Here is a 17,858-nt window from a genome sequence, read left to right as displayed (position 1 = left end):
CACTCGGGTCAGGGTTACTGCGAGTGACTATCAATACCGGCGAGCAAAGGCCAGCGCCAATCGGGATCAGACGATCGGATAGCGCAAGCGGCCGACGAAGCGCGACAGGCTGAGCCGCTCGCCGCCGCTGTTGAACAGTTGCGCCTTGGCCTTTTCAAAGCGCATCAGCCCGTCGATGCGGCGGGCGAGGAACGCGCGGCTGTCGGCATGGCCTTCGCTCTCGTCATCCAGAAAGGCGATCAGGGTCGCGCCGTAGATGGCGGCGAGCGTCGTGCGCTTGGTATAATGATTATAGTCGGTCGCGGTGTCGCCGGCCGCGCGCCACATCATGTCGGCGGCGCGCCAGCCCAGCCTGGCGGCGCGCGCCAGATTGGGCGGCATGGCGAGGATAGCGATGGCGCGGCGTAACGCCTCGCGATCCGGGGCGAGCAGGGCAAGGCGCGCTTCGATGAGCGCGACGATGCGCTGGCGAACGGGCATCGCGGCCAGTTGCCGCGCCGGCAGCGATTCGAGCATCCGCGCGTCAATGCTGGCGAACCAGGCGTCGATCATCGCCACCGCGCCGCCCTTGAACGCGAGGCGGGCGATGTCGGGGTCCACGCCCAGATCGGCGGCGGCGCGCTCGACCGCCAGGTCGCGCCAGCCGTCGAAGGCGGCGTGGAGGGGCAGCCGCGGCGCGAGCGCGGCGGCGATCTCGTCGAGCGTCGGATCGGGGGGCAGGGTCATGGGCGCGATATTAGGCGCGAGCTGCCGGGCGCACAAGCATCAGCACCGCGCCGGCGCGGACAGGCTTCAGGAAAAGCGCTCGCGCAGGGCAAGCATGGCGATGGCGGCCTTCGCCGCTTCCCCGCCCTTGTCCTTTTCGGCCATGCGCGCGCGGGCGAGCGCCTGCGCTTCGTTTTCCACGGTCAGGATGCCGTTGCCGATGGCGATGCCGTCCATGCTGAGCGCCATCAGGCCGCGCGCGCTTTCGTTCGACACCACTTCGAAATGATAGGTTTCGCCGCGAATGACGACGCCGATGGCGATGAAGCCGTCATAACGGCCGCTTTCAGCCGCCATCGCGATCGCGCCCGGAATTTCGAGCGCGCCGGGTACGGTGACGACGTCATATTTGTGACCGGCATCGTCCAGCGCGGCGGTCGCCCCCTCGATCAGCAGATCGTTGAGATGGTCGTAGAAGCGCGCCTCGACGATCAGAAACTTGGCCATGGGGTTTCCCTTCAGAATTCGACTGGCCGCTGCCCAACCACGGCGAGGTCGTAACCGTCAAGCGCGATGAGGCTGTGATGACTGTTGGTCAGCAGGATCATGTCGTGCACGCCCAGTTCCGCGAGAATCTGCGCGCCCACGCCATAGTCGCGCAGTTCATCCATGCCGCTGCCCGCCCGGTCGCCGCGCCGCTCCAGCGAGCGGCTGACGAAATCTTCCGACGTGCTGCTGAGCACGACGATAAGGCCCGCGCCTTCCCGGTCGATCATTTCCATGGACCTGGCGAGCATGTCGCCGCGCGGGCCGACCGCGCCATAGACATCGTCGAACAGCGACATCTGGTGCATCCGCACCAGCGTCGGCTGGTCGGGCAGGATATGGCCCTTTTGCAGCACCATCTGTTCAGCGTGGGTCGCGCGGTTGTAGAAGCAGATCACTTTCCATTCGCCACCCCATTTGCTGTGAAAGCTGCTTTCGGCGCGACGTTCGACCATATGGTCGTGACGGCGGCGATAGGCGATGAGGTCGCGGATCGTGCCGATCTTCATCTTGTGCTTCTGGGCAAAGGGGATGAGGTCGTCGAGGCGCGCCATGGTGCCGTCGTCCTTCATCACCTCGCAGATCACGCCCGAGGGGTTGAGACCGGCGAGGCGGGCGACGTCCACCGCCGCTTCGGTGTGGCCGGTGCGGACGAGCACGCCGCCGTCCCTGGCCACCAGCGGGAAGACATGACCGGGGGTGACGATGTCGGCCTTGCTTTTCGATCCGTCGATCGCGACCGAGATGGTGCGGGCGCGGTCGGCGGCGCTGATGCCGGTGGTGACGCCTTCGCGCGCCTCTATCGACACGGTGAAGGCGGTTTCGTGGCGGGTGCCGTTGTTGCGGCTCATAAGGCCGAGGCCAAGTTCGTCGACCCGATCCCGCGTCAGGGCGAGACAGATGAGGCCGCGGCCATGCGTCGCCATGAAATTGATCGCATCGGGGGTCGCCATCTGCGCGGGGATGACCAGGTCGCCTTCATTTTCGCGATCCTCGTCATCGACCAGGATGAACATGCGGCCATTGCGCGCTTCGTTGATGATCTCTTCGGGACTGGCCAGCGCAGTGCCGCCTTCGCGCCTGAGCAGATAGGATTCGAGCTTGCCGAGCGTATCGGCGGTCGGGTTCCAGTCGCCCTCGCCCAGCTTGCGCAGGCTGTTGGCGTGCAGGCCGGCGGCGCGCGCGAGGCCCGAGCGGGACATGCCGCCATCGGTGATGAGCGAACGGACCGAATCGATAAGCGCGGATGACATGAACGATACTCCTTCCCGATGGCGGGATCAGAGCGCATTATCACATTATAATGTGATCCTGGCAATGCTCATCACATTGTGCGGTTGCGAAGGCTCTGCATCCGGTCGAGATAGCGGGCCAGCACGTCAATCTCCAGATTGAAGGCGCGGCCCTCGCGCAGGTCGTTCAGGGTGGTCGCGACGATGGTGTGGGGAATGATGTTGAGGCCGAAATGCACCGATCCATCGGGCTGGTCGTCAACCGTGTTGACGGTCAGCGAGATGCCGTCGAGCGTGATCGACCCCTTGGCCGCCAGCGCAGGCGCGAGCGCGACGGGAGCGGCGATCACCAGCCTGGTCGAATCGCCGTCGGCACTGGCGGACACCAGGCGCCCGATGCCGTCGACATGGCCGGTGACGATATGGCCGCCCAGTTCGTCGCCAACCTTGAGCGCGCGTTCCAGATTGAGCCTGCCCCCCACGACCCACAGGCCCGGCGCCGTGCGCGCCACGGTTTCGCCCGACAGGTCGACCGCGAACCAGTCCGCCCCCTTTTCCACGACGGTCAGGCACGCGCCGGAACAGGCGATCGACGCGCCGATCGCGACGGTTTCGAGATCATAGCCACAGCCGATCACCAGCCGCAGGTCGCCGCGCTGTTCCGCGGTGCGGACGGTGCCGATGTCGGTAATGATGCCAGTGAACATGGAAGAAGATATCCCGAACGAAGCTGAACGGTCGATCTAGGCGCTCGGCGCAGCCGCGTAAACCTCCAGCCTGTCCTCGCCCAACCGCCGTTCGTCGACCAGCCGCCAACGGCCGTGCGCGTCGGCAAGATCGGCCAGGCCGATATCGCCGATGCCGCCAAGCCCCGCGCCGATCAGGATGGGCGCGCGATACAGCAGCAGCCGGTCGACCAGGCCGGCCCGCAGGAAAGCGGCGGCGGTGTCCGCGCCGCCCTCCACCAGCAGATGATCGACGCGGTCGAGCGTCGATATGTCCTGGGGCGCTGAAATGCGGCCCCAGCCATCGGGCAGATCGCCGCCGGTCAGCGCCAGCCGGCGCGGCGAGCGCGCCTCCAGGCCCGCCAGCCGCACGTCGAGGCGCGGCGCGTCGGCGCGCAAGGTGCCGGCGCCGACCAGAATAGCGTCGTGCATCGCGCGTTCCATATGCGCGTGCGCGCGCGCCTGCGGGCCGGTGATCCAACGGCTGGACCCGTCGGACAAAGCGATCCGGCCATCGAGAGAAAGGCCCAGTTTCAGCGTCACATGGGGCCGCCCGCGCGTTTGCCGCATGACGAATCCCGCCATCGCCGCCGCGGCATCCTGCGCGAGCAATCCCATGTCGACCGCAACCCCCTGACCGCGCAGATGCGCGGCGCCCTGCCCATCGGTGCGCGGATCGGGATCGCGCAGCGCGATCACCACCCGCGCTAGGCCCGCGCGCGCCAGCAGATCGGCACAGCGCGGGCCGCGCGGGCTGAGATGAAAGCAAGGTTCCAGCGTGACATAGGCGGTGCCCCCGCGCGCCCGGTCCATCGCCTGATCCAGCGCCTGGGCCTCCGCATGGGGACGCCCGCCCTTCTGGGTCCAGCCGCGCCCGACGACGCATCCGTCGCGCACGATGAGGCAACCGACATTGGGATTGGGTGTGGAAAGGCCCCGTCCGCGTCGCGACAGCGCGATGGCCGCCGCCATGTAGCGGTGATCGGCGGCGGGATCGGAGGCATTTTCCGGCGCAGGGTGCTTCAGGGCTGAGGCGCTCCCTCGGCTTGTTTCGCCTTGGCGAGGCGACTGTCGAGCTGGGCGTTGATCGCGGCCAGCGCCTCCTTGCGCCGGGCGCTGTTGCGCGCTTCTTCCTGTCGCCAGTCGATGCCGAACAGGTCGGCGACGCCCTGCATGTCCTTCTGCCGCTTTTGCAGCAGGACCTCACGCCGGGCGAGGTCCATCTTCTGCTGGAGGATGATCGCCGCGTCCGAGCGATCCGCGTTCCAGCTCTGGACATAGAAGATCTTGTTGCGGGTCGGCATCGTATTGGTGTTCGCGTCGGTGATGAAGGTCCAGACGATCACCCAGGTGATCGCCATCGACACACCGAGCGCCGGCCATTTGTGCGGCCGTTGTTCGCGGAAATAGCCCCACAGGTCGCCAAGCGCGCTTTTGGGGGAAACGGGACGGGGAAAGATCGCCATGGGCGGAATATAGGCCAGTCCGTCCCCGGATGCAAAACGACCGCGAATGTTCATGAACCTGCCTTCCCAGTGACCTGGATCACATCGCGACGCCGGCGAATCCGGCATCACGTCCTTGCGACCCGAAGGGAGCAGGCTTTGAGCCAGCTCCCTCCCCTGACCCGGCGGCGCTCCCCGTGCCGCCGGGTTCCTTTCCACGGTCAGTTTTCCAGGCGGAAATGGACGGTCAGCACCTTGGTCCCGCCGACGGCGACGCCATCGCGGGTCGCCGGGCGGAACCGCCATTTGCGCAGCGCGTGGCGGCGCGTTTCGATCCAGAAAGCCTCGCTGGTCGCCGCCAGCCGCTCGACATCGATCACGCGGCCGTCGGCGCCGATGGTGACGCGGACCGTCACCTTGCCTTCGACCCCCTGTCGAATCATCATGCCGGGATATTCGGGCTGAAAGGCAGCCGCGTGGCGCGGGTCGATCGCGGGTTCGACCAGCACCGGCGGCGGATCGAGCGGCACGATGACGCCGCCGCTGCCGCCGGTTCCGGCATCGGTGGCGTTCGTTCGATCCTCGCTGCCGGTGACACCGCTGTCGGGAAGATCGAAAGGCACCACCGGGTCGACCGCGGTCGTTCGCTCGCGCGGCGGCTGGATCGTTTCGTCGCGCGCATCCTCTGCGGGCGGATTGTCGGGCGGGGGCGCTTCGATCGGGATGTTGCGGCCCATGATCGTTGGCGGCAGCACCCGTTCATAGACGGCGCGCGGCACCAGCAGCGCGACGGCGACCACCGTGGCATGTACGGCGATCGCGCCGGCCACGCCCGCAGGAGAAAGAGTTCGTCCGCCATAGCGCGACCCATTATGTTCCAGTGCAAAGCCCATCTGCATCCTCCATCCTCTCGACGCGGCTCCTGCCGTCGTATGGAATGTTATATCATTTTATCCAAGGAAGGCGAAACGGAATTTCGGGCAAAGGATTCGGGCAGCGGGCAAGCGATTAAAGGATGGTGTCGGCTGCGTGGATGGCAAGGCCGACCAGGCCGCCGACCAGCGTGCCGTTGACGCGGATATATTGCAGGTCGCGTCCGACCGCATTTTCAAGGCGGCTGGTAACGGTGCTGGCGTCCCAGCCGCGCACCGTGTCGCTGACCAGCGTGACGATCGCACCGCCATAGCTGGCGGTAACGCCGACCGCGGCGCGCCGGGCGAAACGGTTGATGAGCAGGCGCAGGCGATCATCCTGTTGCAAGGTGCCGCCAAGCTGGCGCAGCGCATCGCCCAGCCGCCCCGCCATCGCCGCGCCAGGATCGCGCGCCGCCCGCAAAAGCCCCGCGCGCGCCTGTTCCCACAGGCCGTCGATCCAGCGCTGCATCGCCGGATTATCGACAATTTCGTCGCGGATCCTTGCGACCCTCGCTTGCATGTCGGGATCGAACTGGAGGTCGAAGGCAAGCTTGCTCATACCCTCCTCGGCCTTGAGGCGCAGGCTGTGGCCGGGATCCTGCGCCATGTCCGCCAGCAGCTTGCGCAGGCCGTCGATGATCGCATTGGCGAGATTTTCATCAAGCCCGGTCCAGCGCATGACCCTGCCCGCACGATCATGCACCATCTGGCGGATCAGATGGTCGTTGGCCTCCAGCGTCTTGTCCGCCCAGCGGATGATGCCGTCCATCACCGGAGCATGGCGGCCATCGCGCATCGCCGCTTCGAGCGCCTGGCCGACCAGTGGGCCGACATGGATGGCGCGCAGCCGCTGCGCGATCGCGCCCTTGACCATGCCGCCCATCCGTTCCTGGTCCAGCGCCTCCAGCATGTCGGCGGCAAGGCGCGACGCCCCCTGCCGCAACCGTCCGTCGCCGACCGATGGACCGGCCAGGAAACGACCCGCGGCCCCCGCCACATCGACGCCGCGCATCCGCCGGGCAACGACGGCGGGGATCAGGAAATTATCGCGCAGGAACAGCGCCAGCGTGTCGCCGATGCGGTCCTTGTTGCGCGGGATGATCGCGGTATGGGGGATGGGAAGCCCGAGCGGATGGCGGAACAGCGCGGTGACCGCGAACCAGTCGGCCAGCCCCCCCACCATCGCCGCTTCGGCAAAGGCCTGGACGAAACCGATGGCGGGATGAACATGGGACAGCGTGCGGGCGACGATGAATATGGCTGCCATGGCGATGAGCATGCCGGTGGCGACGATCCGCATCTGCCGAGCGGGATTGGCGGGTACAGCCGCCATCCACCCCTTGTCCCTGTTCGCGCGCAGCATGATCGTCATGTCGCGCCAACGGTTACGCGGCCGCTTCGTTCAGGGGAAGGGGCGATATGGTCGATTATTCCGCCGGCTGCCCATGCCCGTCGCGATGGGGCGCGGCGTGGCGGCGGTCATCGCCTGCCTTGTAGGTGAGCAGGCCCCGGCGAAGGCGCGGCCCGACCCATTGTTCGATGCCGATCGCCAGGCTGAAGGTCGCAGGCACGATCACCAGCGTCAGAATGGTGGACAGGATCAGCCCGCCGATCACCGTGATGCCCATCGGTGCGCGCCACGCGCCATCGCCCGACAGCGAAAGCGCGGTGGGCACCATGCCCGCCACCATCGCCACCGTGGTCATGACGATCGGCTGCGCCCGCTTGTGCCCGGCGTCGATGATGGCATCGAATTTCGGCACGCCCTTGTCGATTTCCTCCAGCGCGAAGTCGATCACCAGGATCGAGTTTTTGGCGACGATGCCAAGCAGCATCAACAGGCCGATGAACACCGGCATGGAGAGCGGGTGACCGGCGATGTGCAGCGCCAGCGCGCCGCCCAGCGGCGCCAGCAGCAGCGAACCCATGTTGACGAACGGCGGCATGATCCGCTTGTACAGCAGCACCAGCACCGCCAGCACCAGCAATATGCCCGACACGGTGGCGACGATGAAGTTCTGGATCATTTCGGCCTGGATCTTGCTGTCGCCCGCGTCGATCTTTTGCACGCCCCGGATGGTGCCTTCCAGCACGCCCTTCATCGTCGGCAGATTGTTGATCTTGTCCATCGCCTGGCTGGTGACGATGCCGGGCGCCAGATCGGCGCCGACGACGACGCGGCGGACCTGGTTGTAGCGCCTGATCTGGGTCGGCCCCGCGCCGAATTCGATGTCGGCCACCACCTTTAGCGGCACCGATCCGCCATCGACGGTCGGGACCGGCATGTTCTCGATCGTGGCCAGGTCCTTGCGGCTGTCCTCGGCGATCGACACGCGGATCGGGATCTGGCGATCGGACAGCGAGAATTTGGCGCTATCCTGGTCGATGGCGCCGATGGTGGCGATGCGGATCGTCTGGCTGAGCGCGGCGGTGGTCACGCCAAGGCTGGCGGCCAGGTCCATGCGCGGCTTGATGATGATTTCGGGCCGCTGCATGTCCCCCGCCACGCGCGGCGCGCGCAGTTCGGCGATACCCGACATTTCGGCCACCAGCTTGTTGGCGGTATGTTCAAGCAGGGCGGCGTCGTCGCTGCCCAGCATGATGATGACGTCGCGGCCAAAGCCGCCGCCCGATTGCGACTGAAAATTGACGCGGGCGTCGGCGACGGTCTGGAATTTGGGCGCGACCTGCCGCTCCCAATCGACCGAGGAGATCGGCCGGTCCTTTTTGAGCGTCAGGAAGATGTCGGCGCTGGTCGGCTCGATATCGGCAAAGGCCGCTTCCACCACATCCTTGTCGGCCGCCAGCATGTCCGCGACCCTGCGCGTGATCGCGGTGGTCTGGGCCAGCGTGCTGCCCGGCACGGTTTCGATCTTCACCTGGCTGAAATCGGTGTTGGTCGTGGGGTTGAAGGTCATCGGCAGCGTAGAAAAGGCGATCAGCATCGCGACGAAGGATGCAGCGCCTATGCCCGCGGTCCACAGCCGATGGTCGAACAGCAGCGCGGTGCGCCGCCGCCAGCCGCCCGCCGCCCGCCGGGCAATGGCGCGCCGCTGATCCAGCGACCAGTGCAACACCGCCATGTAGCGATCCATCAGCCAGCCCTCGCCATGGCTCGCTTCCCCATGCGCCTTGAGAAAATAGGCCGCCACCATCGGCGTGATCAGGCGCGCGACGCCCAGGCTGAGCAACACCGCGACGACGATGGTCATGCCGAACTGGATGAAGAATTGCCCCGCTATGCCGGGCATGAACGCCACCGGCAGGAACACCGCGACGATCGCCATCGTCGTCGCCAGCACCGCGAGGCCGATTTCGTCGGCTGCGTCGATCGACGCCTGATAGGCGGATTTGCCCATGCGCATGTGGCGCACGATATTCTCGATCTCCACGATGGCGTCGTCGACCAGCACGCCCGCGACCAGGCTGAGCGCGAGCAGCGAGGTCATGTTGAGGGTGAAGCCCATCAGGTCCATGAACCAGAAGGTCGGGATCGCCGACAAGGGAATGGCCAGCGCCGAAATCATCGTCGCGCGCCAGTCGCGCAGGAACAGGAAGACGATGACCACAGCCAGCACCGCGCCCTCGACCATCGCCACGATCGCGGAATGATATTGGCTCTTGGTATAATCGACGCTGTTGTAGAGCTGTTTGAAACGGACCTTGGGGTTTTCCTTCTGGAGCTTGTCCAGCACCTTCATCGCTTCGTCGAAAACGGTGACGTCGGACGAGCCCTTGGCCTTTTCCATGCTGAAGCTGGTGACTTGCCGCCCGTTCATCAGCGCCACCGAGCGCTGTTCGGCGAACAGGTCGCGCACGGTGGCGATGTCGGCCAGCTTGACCGTGCGGCCGCCGGCGATGGCGATCCGGGTCTGGCCCAGTTGAAAGGCGTTGCTGGCATTGCCCAGCACGCGGATCGACTGTTCGGCGCCGGCGATTTCGGTCCGGCCGCCGGCCGCGTTCAGATTGACCTGCTGCATCTGCTGGTTCACCTGCGCGGCGGTGATGCCGAATGATTGCAGCTTGGCCGGATCGAGGATCACCCGGATTTCGCGGCTGACCCCGCCACCACGATTGACCGCCGCCATGCCCGGCACCGACAGCAGCCGCTTGGCGACGGTATTGTCGACATACCAGGACAGTTCCTCCAGCGTCATGTCGGTGGCTTCGGCGCTGTAATAGGCGATCGGCCCGCCATCGATATCGACGCGGCGCACCTGTGGTTCCAATATGCCTTCGGGCAGGTCGCTGCGAATCTGATCGACGGCATTCTTGACGTCGCTGACCGCGCGGTCCACCGGGGTCCCGATCTGGAATTCGACGTTGGTGAGCGACTGGCCTTCCGAGGCGAAGGACGTGATGGCGTCGACGCCGCTGATCGCCCGGACCGCCGCCTCGATGCGCTGGGTGACCTGCGTTTCCAGTTCGGTGGGCGCCGCGCCCGGCTGATTGACGATGACGCTGACCATCGGAAAGCTGACGTCGGGCTGCTGGTTGATGTCGAGGCGATTGAAGCTGACGATACCGGCGAGCAACAGCGCGACGAAAATCACCAGAGGCGCGACCGGATTGCGGATCGCCCAGGCGGATATGTTGCGAAAGTCCATCAGCCGCGTCCTTCTGTCCGGTCATGCCGGGCCTGTTGCATCATCGCCGCCGGAAAGGATGAAGCGCTCAGGGCGCTTTCGCCATTTCCGGCTTCACCTTCTGGCCGGGCGTGAGGAATGCGCCCGCCGACGCCACGATCCGTTCACGACCGGTCAGGCCCGACAGGATCGAAACCCCGGCATCCGACACCTGGCCCACGGTGACATCGCGCCGCTCGGCCATGTCCTTGCCATTGACGATGAACACATAATTGCCCTTGGCATCGCTTTGCACCGCGGATTCGGGCAACAGCGGCGCTTCGCCCGAACCGCTGACCATCGTCGCCGACGCAAAGCCGCCCGGTCGAACCGCGCGGGCGTAGGGGATGGCGATCCGCACCAGGCCCTGACGGTTTTGCATGTCGACCACCGGCGCGACCTGCCACACCCGACCCGCGATCCGATCGGTGCCGCCGACCGGCGTGACCGTCGCGCGGTTACCGACCCGCAACGTCTGAAGATCGCCTTCGCTGACCTGCGCCAGCATTTCCATCTCTCCGCCCTTGGCCACCCGGAACAGCACGCCGCTGCCGCTGCCCACGACCTGCCCCGGTTCGACCGCGCGGGTCAGCACGAGGCCGGCGGCGGGCGCGCGAATGTCCAGTCGCCCGGTTCGCGCCCGCTGTTCGCCCAACTGGGCGATGGCGACATTGACGCGCGCCACCGCGGCGTCGCGGGTGGCGGTGCGCTGGTCGATGTCGGCCTGGCTGATGAAGCCACGGCCGACCAGCGCCTGGGCGCGGGCAAGCTGGGCCTGCGCCAGTTTCGCGTCGGCGCGCGCGGATTCGACCTGCGCGGCGAGCGCGCGGACCTGTTCGGCCTGGACCGAGCGTTCGACCACCGCCAGAACCTGGCCCGCGCCCACCCAGTCGCCCGGCTGAACCAGGACGCGAGTGACGCCGCCGCCTTCGCCGACGATACCAATCGGCATGTCGACCCTTGCGGCGATCGTGCCCGTTGCCGTGACGACGCGGTCGACCGATGCACGGCCGGGGCTGATGACGGTGACGACGGGCGCCTGAGCGGTGGCGTCCGCGGGCGCGGCGGGCGTCGTGTCGCGAAGCGCGATCCAGAGCGCGATAGCCACCGCGACCGCAGCCAGAATGGCGATGCCGATGCGCTTGCGCCGGCGGCTATCGCCCATAACGCTGGCATCCGCGCTGCCGGTCCCATCTTCGCCGGCCTCGCCAAGAGGCGCATCGCCGGCGAAATGCGTTTCGTAGTTCATGCCGATCCGATCGTTTCCGGCAGCCGGGCCGCCAAGTCGCAGCTGTATTATATAAATAGATCACTTGGCTCAAGCCCCAATCGACCGGCAAAGGCGCGAAGCGCTTGCCAAAGCGGCCGCACTGTGGCGCTATCGGCGAAACAGGGTCGAAGGAGCCAGATGCGTGGAGATGCTGCAATGGATCGCGATCGGCCTGATCGCGGGCGCGATCGCCAAGCTGATCATGCCGGGGCACGATCCCGGCGGATGCATCGTCACCCTGTTGCTGGGCATCGCCGGCGCCATGCTGGCCGGGTTCGTCGGGCGATTGGCCGGATTGTATCGCGCGGGGGAAAGCGCGGGCCTGATCGCCGCGATCCTGGGCGCGGTCGCCATCCTGGCGGCCTATCGCCTGTTTGCGCGACGCAACTGAACCGGACCCGTTAAAAAGGCCCCGCCGGATGCCGGCGAGGCCTTTTGGATCATGGCGCCAGGCCGTTAGCGGACGGAACCGCGACGCACCAGGTTGACGATGGCGAGCAGGATGATCGCACCGACCAGCGACACCAGGAAGCTGTACAGCGTCAGACCGTCGTTGATCGAACCGCCGCTGAAGATCAGGCCGCCCAGGAAGGCGCCGACGATGCCGACGACGATGTTGAGCAGAATGCCCTGCTGCGCATCCGTGCGCATGACCATGCTGGCGAGCCAGCCAATGACACCACCTACAACCAACCACAAAATGATACCCATGACGTTCACTCCTTGCCAGCACCCCCAGCGGGTTAGCTGATGCATCAACGGAGCAACGGCGCTTGCGTTCCCCAAACGGTATAATTTCGGATGGGCAACTATCATGCAGAAGGGCCGCCGGACTTGGTCCGACGGCCCTTTTCAATTCCGACATCGAGGGAGGAATGTCAGTATTTCTGCTGCCGCTCATAGAGCGATTTATAATATTGGATGCGCGTGACCCGCAGCCCGTGCATGCCCGAACGGTCGACCGCGCGCTGCCAGCTCGCAAATTCTTCCAGCGTCAACGAATAGCGCGCGCACGCTTCATCGACGCTCAACAGGCCGCCATTGACGGCGGCGACGACCTCCGCCTTGCGGCGAACGACCCAGCGGGTGGTATTACCCGGCGGCAAACTATCGAGGGTGAGTGGTTCACCCAGCGGCCCGACGACCTGAGCAGGCCTTATTTTTTGATTCTCTATCATTGTCACCTCAAACAGCGGCACTGGCATTGCCGGGGTTACTGGCATTACCGAATTCAGCGGCGGAAACCCTTATCCGCCCGAGCCCTGAAGAACGGCTAAAGCGCCACGGTAAACACCACCTTCACCTTTCACGTCCCACCGTCAGGCGGCGCGCCATCAACGGATTGAAGCTGCCGCCCAGTCTTTCGGCATCGATCATGCCGCCGGCGACAGGCGCGAAAATATGCGCCAGCGCCTGGACCCAGTCACCGCCCCTGTCCTGCCCCCGCAGGACGCTCGCAAAGGCCCGTGCCGTCGGGGAAGCCGCTTGCGCGGCCCCCGCGGCGGCCAGCAGGAAGGGCAGGGCCGGTCGAACCATGCGGCTCGGCTGTCCCAAACCCCGCGCCACAAGGCCGGTGCGAATGAAGCTTAGATCCATCCCCTGAGTCTTAGCCAAAAAAGCATAAGAGCCGGTAAACCGAACGGTCACCCCCTGTTAGGACCGGATGAAGGGCGCGTTAATTGCGCTGGAACGCACGAGCATTCCCCCTTATATGCCCGGCCCATGCAGCCAGCTTTCGACCTGCCAGCGCCTTACGATGCGCGCCGCATCGTTGTCGCCATGTCGGGCGGGGTCGATTCCTCCGTCGTCGCGGCGCTTGCCGCCAAGACCGGCGCGGAGGTGATCGGCGTCACGCTCCAGCTTTACGATCATGGCGCGGCGGTCGGCCGCACCGGCAGCTGTTGCGCCGGGCAGGACATTCGCGACGCGCGCGCCGTCGCCGACAAGATCGGCATCGCCCATTATGTGTTCGATTATGAAAGCCGCTTCCGCGATTCGGTGATCGCCGACTTTGCCGACGAATATATGGCCGGGCGCACCCCCATCCCCTGCGTCAAATGCAATATGGGGGTGAAATTCACCGATCTGTTTGCAATTGCCCGCGATCTGGGGGCCGATTGCCTTGCCACCGGCCATTATGTCCGCCGGGTGGAGGGACCGCAGGGCGCGGAACTGCACCGCGCCGCCGATCCGGCGCGCGACCAGAGCTATTTCCTGTTCGCCACGACGCAAGCGCAGCTCGATTATCTGCGCTTTCCTCTGGGCGGGTTGCCCAAGCGACAAGTGCGCGAAATCGCCGCCGAACTGGGGCTGGCGGTGGCGTTGAAGCCCGACAGCCAGGACATTTGCTTCGTGCCCGACGGCGATTATGCCAAGATCGTCCGCAAGCTGCGCCCCGACGCGGACGAAGGCGGCGACATCGTCCATGTCGATGGCCGGGTGCTGGGCCGGCACAAGGGCATGATCCATTTCACCGTCGGCCAGCGCAAGGGGCTGGAAATCGGCGGCCAGCCCGATCCGCTCTACGTCATCCGCCTGGATGCGGCGGCCAGGCGCGTGATCGTGGGACCGAAGGCGGCGCTGGCGGTATCGGGCGCGACGCTCACCGACATCAACTGGCTGGGCCGCGACTTTGCCGGGCCGCTGACGGCGAAAGTGCGGTCGATGGCCAAGCCGGTGCCTGCACGGCTGGTGGACGGACAATTGCTGTTCGACGCCCCCGAATATGGCGTCGCGCCGGGGCAGGCGGCGGTGCTCTACGACGGCGAACGGGTGCTGGGCGGCGGCTGGATCGCCAGCACGCAGAGCGCGATGGTGGAAGTGGCGTAACTCGCGAGCCACACAAGAAGCGGGATCCCGGCATTCGCCGGCATGACGGTTGAAAGGTGCCGCTTCTCAACGGTCCTCTATGGGAACTGCCTTCCAACGGGCAAATGTCTCGTAGATGTCTGTCGTTGGCAACTTTGGATTGCTCTCAGGCCGACTAGTCAGGTGGAGTTGTGCAAATTTGCCATCTCCCCTGCGCCCCGCTAAGGCCCGCGCGTCATGACTCGCTCGCTCACCTTCGCCATTCCCAAGGGCCGCATCCTCGATGAAGCGCTGCCCTTGCTTGCCAAAGCCGGTATCGAGCCGGAGGCGGAGTTTCATGACAAGAAGAGCCGCGCGCTGCGCTTCGCGACCAATCACCCCGATGTGTCGATCATCCGCGTGCGCGCGTTCGACGTCGCCACCTTCGTCGCCCATGGCGCGGCGCAGATCGGCATCGTCGGGTCCGACGTGGTCGAGGAGTTCGACTATTCCGAACTTTATGCGCCCGTGGACCTCGACATCGGCCATTGCCGCCTGTCGGTCGCCGAACCGGCGGGCCTTGCCGACGAGGATGAGGCGGCGATGAGCCATGTGCGGGTCGCGACCAAATATCCCCACCTCACCCGCAAATATTATGAAGCGCGCGGCATTCAGGCCGAATGCGTGAAGCTGAATGGCGCGATGGAACTGGCACCCTCGCTCGGCCTGTCGCGGCGCATCGTCGACCTGGTGTCGTCGGGCGCGACGCTCAAGGCCAACGGGCTGGTCGAAACGCATGTCATCATGCAGGTTTCGGCGCGGCTGATCGTCAACCGCGCCGCTTTCAAGATGAATTCGGCGCAACTGGTGCCGATGGTGGAAGCGTTTCGCAAGGCGGTGAGGGTCAGGGATGCCGCTTAGGCTCGACAGCCGCGCGCCCGGTTTCGCCGACGCCTTCACCGCGCTGGTGAACGCGCGGCGCGAAGCGGACGAGGATGTGTCGCGCGACGTCACCGCCATCCTCAAGGCCGTGCGCGATGGCGGCGATGCCACGCTGGCCGGCTATACGCGGCGTTTCGACGGGCATGACCTGGATGCCACCGGCTGGGCCGTGGAGCCGGCCGCATGCCGCGCCGCGCTCGACGGCCTGTCGCGCGATTTGCGTGAGGCGCTGGAACTCGCCGCCGCGCGGATCACCGCCTATCACGAAAAGCAGAAGCCGGCCGACAGCGATGGCGTCGACGGCGCCGGCGTGCGGCTGGGCGCGCGGTGGAGCGCGGTGGATGCAGCTGGGCTGTATGTGCCGGGCGGGCGGGCGGCCTATCCCAGTTCGGTGCTGATGAACGTCATTCCGGCCAAGGTCGCGGGCGTCAGCCGCATCGCGATGGTGACGCCGACGCCCGGCGGCGAGATCAATCCGCTGGTGCTGGCGGCCGCCGCCATCGCGGGGATCGAGGAAATCTGGCGCGTGGGCGGGGCGCAGGCGGTGGCGGCGCTTGCCTATGGCACCGATCGGATCAGGCCGGTCGACGTCATCACCGGCCCCGGCAATGCCTGGGTCGCCGAAGCCAAGCGCCAGCTTTATGGCGTGGTCGGCATCGACATGGTCGCGGGGCCATCGGAGATCGTGGTCGTCGCGGACGGGCTGAACGACCCCGAATGGATCGCCGCCGACCTGTTGAGCCAATCCGAACATGATCCGACCAGCCAGTCGATCCTGTTCACCGACGACGACGCCCTGGCCGATGCGGTCGCGGCAGCGGCCGAGCGGCAGATCCCGATGCTGCGCACCGCCGCGGTGGCGCGGACGAGCTGGGACGCCAATGGCGCGATCATCCGGGTCGGCGATCTGGAAGAGGCGATGCCGCTGGTCAACCGGCTGGCGCCTGAACATCTGGAACTGGCGGTCGAGGATCCCGAACCGCTGTTCGAAGCGGTGCGCCACGCCGGTTCGGTATTTCTGGGCCGCATGACGCCCGAAGCGGTCGGCGATTATGTCGCCGGTCCCAACCACGTCCTGCCCACCGGGCGGCGCGCACGTTTTTCATCGGGCCTGTCGGTGCTGGATTTCATGAAGCGCACCAGCTTTCTGAGCCTGAACCCGCAGGCGTTGGAGGCGATCGGCCCGGCGGCGGTGGCGCTGGCGGAAGCCGAAGGCCTGCCGGCGCACGCGGCGTCGGTGGCGCTGCGCCTTCGAACGCGCTAGGGCAGCCGGCATGAACCAACGATCCAAATCCCGCTCCGCCGCGCGCCTTGCCGCGGTGCAGGCGCTGTACCAGCTCGATATGGAAGGCACGCCACTGGCTGTTTTGCTGCATGAATTTCATGCACACCGGCTGGGCGCCACCATCGAGGACGTGACCTATGCGCAAGCCGAAGAGAGCTTCTTCGATGATGTCGTGAGCGGCGTCGCCCATCGCAGCGCGGAAATCGACGCGATCGTCGTTGCCCGGCTGTCGAAGGGATGGAGCCTGGAACGGCTGGACAAGCCGATGCGGCAGATTTTGCGCGCGGGGACGTATGAATTACTGGCGCGCGCCGATATCGCGACCGCGACCGTCATCAGCGAATATGTCGATGTCGCCCACGCCTTTTACGACAAGCGCGAGGCGGGGTTCGTCAACGGCCTGCTCGACGCCGTAGCGAAGGACGTGCGGAAATAGCGCGGGCGCGCTAGCATCGCCAGATGTCCGGCGAATCCCGTTTCCTTACCCTGTTGCGCCTGTTGGCCAGCGATCCCGCCGCACAGGGGTTGATGGATGACGTCGCCATCCTGCCGGTCGGCGACGCGCGCCTGATCCTGACCAGCGATACCATGGTCGAGGATGTCCATTATCTGCCGACCGATCCCCCCGCCGACATCGGCTGGAAGCTGGCGGCGGTAAACCTGTCGGACCTTGCGGCCAAGGGCGCGCGGCCGATGGGGTGCCTGATGAACTATGCGCTGTCGGGCGACGATGGATGGGACGCCGCCTTTGTCGCCGGACTGGGCGAGGCGCTGGACCGATATGCGATGCCGTTGCTGGGCGGCGATACCGTGAAAATGCCGCCCGGCGCGCCGCGCAGTTACAGCATGACCGCGATCGGCGAAGCGGCGGACCCCGTGCCCGTCCGCAGCGGCGCGCAAGCCGGCGACCGACTCTATGTTACAGGACCGGTAGGCGACGCCGGCATCGGGCTGGACCTGGCCCGCGCCGACCCGCGTGCGGCCGGGCCGCTGGTGGACGCCTATCGCCGCCCCCGCCCGCGCCTGACCGAAGGCGCGCTGCTGGCGGGCCATGTCCATGCGATGATGGATATTTCGGACGGCCTGCTGATCGACGCGGCGCGCATGGCAGCGGCAAGCGGACTGGCCGTGACCATCGACCATATTCCCCTGTCCACCGCCCTGGAGGCGGTGCGGGGGGCAAGCAGCGCGACGATGATCGCCGCCGCGCGGGCGGGCGATGATTATGAATTGCTGTTCGCCCTGCCGCCCGGCGCGACGCCGCCGGTCCGCGCCATTCCCGTGGGCCGCTTCGCGCCGGGATCGGGCCTGACGCTGATGATCGACGGGGCGGTGATGCCCCTGCCCGACCGGCTCGGCTGGGAACATTGATCCGCCGCTGT

Annotated in this window: 19 protein-coding genes; 6 read left to right on the top strand and 13 right to left on the bottom strand. The window is 66.4% G+C overall.

Translation table 11 applies throughout. The annotated features are described in order from the left end of the window. Positions 1–66 precede the first annotated feature (66 nt). From WG908_RS04700 to WG908_RS04655, 10 genes are all read right to left on the bottom strand, one after another. On the bottom strand, positions 67–726 hold the full coding sequence (locus WG908_RS04700; protein WP_340185419.1) for a COQ9 family protein: 660 nt from the start codon (positions 724–726) through the stop codon (positions 67–69). A 66-nt stretch (positions 727–792) separates the two neighbouring features. Beyond that, positions 793–1,212, bottom strand: a complete 420-nt coding sequence (gene ribH / locus WG908_RS04695) for a 6,7-dimethyl-8-ribityllumazine synthase (protein ID WP_340185418.1) — start codon at positions 1,210–1,212, stop codon at positions 793–795. A gap of 11 nt (positions 1,213–1,223) precedes the next feature. Next, complete coding sequence (ribB, locus tag WG908_RS04690) at positions 1,224–2,504, bottom strand: 3,4-dihydroxy-2-butanone-4-phosphate synthase (RefSeq protein WP_340185417.1); 1,281 nt, start codon at positions 2,502–2,504, stop codon at positions 1,224–1,226. A gap of 71 nt (positions 2,505–2,575) precedes the next feature. Further along, complete coding sequence (locus WG908_RS04685) at positions 2,576–3,190, bottom strand: riboflavin synthase (protein ID WP_340185416.1); 615 nt, start codon at positions 3,188–3,190, stop codon at positions 2,576–2,578. A 36-nt stretch (positions 3,191–3,226) separates the two neighbouring features. Continuing rightward, a complete protein-coding gene (ribD, locus tag WG908_RS04680; protein WP_340185415.1) occupies positions 3,227–4,180 on the bottom strand; it encodes a bifunctional diaminohydroxyphosphoribosylaminopyrimidine deaminase/5-amino-6-(5-phosphoribosylamino)uracil reductase RibD in 954 nt (317 codons plus the stop codon). A 50-nt stretch (positions 4,181–4,230) separates the two neighbouring features. After that, positions 4,231–4,728, bottom strand: coding sequence for a hypothetical protein (locus WG908_RS04675; RefSeq protein WP_340185414.1), 498 nt, complete (start codon positions 4,726–4,728; stop codon positions 4,231–4,233). Positions 4,729–4,874: 146 nt separating this feature from the next. Further along, a complete protein-coding gene (locus WG908_RS04670) occupies positions 4,875–5,546 on the bottom strand; it encodes an energy transducer TonB (protein WP_340185413.1) in 672 nt (223 codons plus the stop codon). Between the two features lie 115 nt (positions 5,547–5,661). After that, complete coding sequence (locus WG908_RS04665) at positions 5,662–6,900, bottom strand: DUF445 domain-containing protein (protein WP_340185725.1); 1,239 nt, start codon at positions 6,898–6,900, stop codon at positions 5,662–5,664. A gap of 94 nt (positions 6,901–6,994) precedes the next feature. Next, entirely contained in the window at positions 6,995–10,174 is a 3,180-nt protein-coding gene (locus tag WG908_RS04660) for an efflux RND transporter permease subunit (protein WP_340185412.1), read from the bottom strand. 67 nt (positions 10,175–10,241) lie between these two features. Further along, the gene (locus WG908_RS04655) at positions 10,242–11,441 is read right to left on the bottom strand and encodes an efflux RND transporter periplasmic adaptor subunit (RefSeq protein ID WP_340185411.1); all 1,200 of its coding nucleotides are present in this window, start codon (positions 11,439–11,441) and stop codon (positions 10,242–10,244) included. Between the two features lie 163 nt (positions 11,442–11,604). Here WG908_RS04655 and WG908_RS04650 point away from each other — a divergent pair, with 163 nt between their 5' ends. Next, the gene (locus tag WG908_RS04650; protein ID WP_445326661.1) at positions 11,605–11,853 is read left to right on the top strand and encodes a GlsB/YeaQ/YmgE family stress response membrane protein; all 249 of its coding nucleotides are present in this window, start codon (positions 11,605–11,607) and stop codon (positions 11,851–11,853) included. Positions 11,854–11,918: 65 nt separating this feature from the next. Here the strand turns inward: WG908_RS04650 and WG908_RS04645 are convergent, their stop codons facing one another. From WG908_RS04645 to WG908_RS04635, 3 genes are all read right to left on the bottom strand, one after another. Next, positions 11,919–12,173, bottom strand: coding sequence for a GlsB/YeaQ/YmgE family stress response membrane protein (locus WG908_RS04645; protein WP_340185410.1), 255 nt, complete (start codon positions 12,171–12,173; stop codon positions 11,919–11,921). Between the two features lie 167 nt (positions 12,174–12,340). After that, positions 12,341–12,640, bottom strand: coding sequence for a CtrA inhibitor SciP (gene sciP / locus WG908_RS04640; protein WP_340185723.1), 300 nt, complete (start codon positions 12,638–12,640; stop codon positions 12,341–12,343). Between the two features lie 121 nt (positions 12,641–12,761). Further along, positions 12,762–12,998 (bottom strand): hypothetical protein, encoded by a 237-nt coding sequence (locus WG908_RS04635; protein WP_340185409.1) that lies wholly within the window; start codon positions 12,996–12,998, stop codon positions 12,762–12,764. 186 nt (positions 12,999–13,184) lie between these two features. Between WG908_RS04635 and mnmA the strand changes: the two genes are divergently transcribed. The 5 genes from mnmA to thiL all read left to right on the top strand — a co-directional run bounded on the left by mnmA (position 13,185) and on the right by thiL (position 17,847). Continuing rightward, on the top strand, positions 13,185–14,291 hold the full coding sequence (mnmA, locus tag WG908_RS04630; protein ID WP_340185408.1) for a tRNA 2-thiouridine(34) synthase MnmA: 1,107 nt from the start codon (positions 13,185–13,187) through the stop codon (positions 14,289–14,291). A 216-nt stretch (positions 14,292–14,507) separates the two neighbouring features. Beyond that, a complete protein-coding gene (hisG, locus tag WG908_RS04625; RefSeq protein ID WP_340185407.1) occupies positions 14,508–15,170 on the top strand; it encodes an ATP phosphoribosyltransferase in 663 nt (220 codons plus the stop codon). Beyond that, the gene (hisD, locus tag WG908_RS04620; RefSeq protein WP_340185406.1) at positions 15,160–16,455 is read left to right on the top strand and encodes a histidinol dehydrogenase; all 1,296 of its coding nucleotides are present in this window, start codon (positions 15,160–15,162) and stop codon (positions 16,453–16,455) included. The genes hisG and hisD overlap by 11 nt, the downstream gene beginning before the upstream one ends. 10 nt (positions 16,456–16,465) lie before the next feature. Beyond that, on the top strand, positions 16,466–16,912 hold the full coding sequence (gene nusB / locus WG908_RS04615) for a transcription antitermination factor NusB (protein WP_340185405.1): 447 nt from the start codon (positions 16,466–16,468) through the stop codon (positions 16,910–16,912). 23 nt (positions 16,913–16,935) lie between these two features. Next, positions 16,936–17,847 (top strand): thiamine-phosphate kinase, encoded by a 912-nt coding sequence (gene thiL / locus WG908_RS04610; RefSeq protein ID WP_340185404.1) that lies wholly within the window; start codon positions 16,936–16,938, stop codon positions 17,845–17,847. Positions 17,848–17,858: the final 11 nt, after the last annotated feature.

The sequence above is a fragment of the Sphingobium anseongense genome (genome assembly GCF_037725245.1).
GTDB lineage: Bacteria > Pseudomonadota > Alphaproteobacteria > Sphingomonadales > Sphingomonadaceae > Sphingobium.
This window is presented reverse-complemented; position numbering and strand designations above follow the sequence as displayed.

Bases quoted from the DNA above. Each gene is read 5' to 3' on its own strand.
- WG908_RS04700 (WP_340185419.1), bottom strand. From the start codon at position 726: ATGACCCTGCCCCCCGATCCGACGCTCGACGAGATCGCCGCCGCGCTC.
- ribH (WP_340185418.1), bottom strand. From the start codon at position 1,212: ATGGCCAAGTTTCTGATCGTCGAGGCGCGCTTCTACGACCATCTCAAC.
- ribB (WP_340185417.1), bottom strand. From the start codon at position 2,504: ATGTCATCCGCGCTTATCGATTCGGTCCGTTCGCTCATCACCGATGGC.
- WG908_RS04685 (WP_340185416.1), bottom strand. From the start codon at position 3,190: ATGTTCACTGGCATCATTACCGACATCGGCACCGTCCGCACCGCGGAA.
- ribD (WP_340185415.1), bottom strand. From the start codon at position 4,180: ATGGCGGCGGCCATCGCGCTGTCGCGACGCGGACGGGGCCTTTCCACA.
- WG908_RS04675 (WP_340185414.1), bottom strand. From the start codon at position 4,728: ATGAACATTCGCGGTCGTTTTGCATCCGGGGACGGACTGGCCTATATT.
- WG908_RS04670 (WP_340185413.1), bottom strand. From the start codon at position 5,546: ATGGGCTTTGCACTGGAACATAATGGGTCGCGCTATGGCGGACGAACT.
- WG908_RS04665 (WP_340185725.1), bottom strand. From the start codon at position 6,900: ATGGCGGCTGTACCCGCCAATCCCGCTCGGCAGATGCGGATCGTCGCC.
- WG908_RS04660 (WP_340185412.1), bottom strand. From the start codon at position 10,174: ATGGACTTTCGCAACATATCCGCCTGGGCGATCCGCAATCCGGTCGCG.
- WG908_RS04655 (WP_340185411.1), bottom strand. From the start codon at position 11,441: ATGAACTACGAAACGCATTTCGCCGGCGATGCGCCTCTTGGCGAGGCC.
- WG908_RS04645 (WP_340185410.1), bottom strand. From the start codon at position 12,173: ATGGGTATCATTTTGTGGTTGGTTGTAGGTGGTGTCATTGGCTGGCTC.
- sciP (WP_340185723.1), bottom strand. From the start codon at position 12,640: ATGATAGAGAATCAAAAAATAAGGCCTGCTCAGGTCGTCGGGCCGCTG.
- WG908_RS04635 (WP_340185409.1), bottom strand. From the start codon at position 12,998: ATGGTTCGACCGGCCCTGCCCTTCCTGCTGGCCGCCGCGGGGGCCGCG.
- mnmA (WP_340185408.1), top strand. From the start codon at position 13,185: ATGCAGCCAGCTTTCGACCTGCCAGCGCCTTACGATGCGCGCCGCATC.
- hisG (WP_340185407.1), top strand. From the start codon at position 14,508: ATGACTCGCTCGCTCACCTTCGCCATTCCCAAGGGCCGCATCCTCGAT.
- hisD (WP_340185406.1), top strand. From the start codon at position 15,160: ATGCCGCTTAGGCTCGACAGCCGCGCGCCCGGTTTCGCCGACGCCTTC.
- nusB (WP_340185405.1), top strand. From the start codon at position 16,466: ATGAACCAACGATCCAAATCCCGCTCCGCCGCGCGCCTTGCCGCGGTG.
- thiL (WP_340185404.1), top strand. From the start codon at position 16,936: ATGTCCGGCGAATCCCGTTTCCTTACCCTGTTGCGCCTGTTGGCCAGC.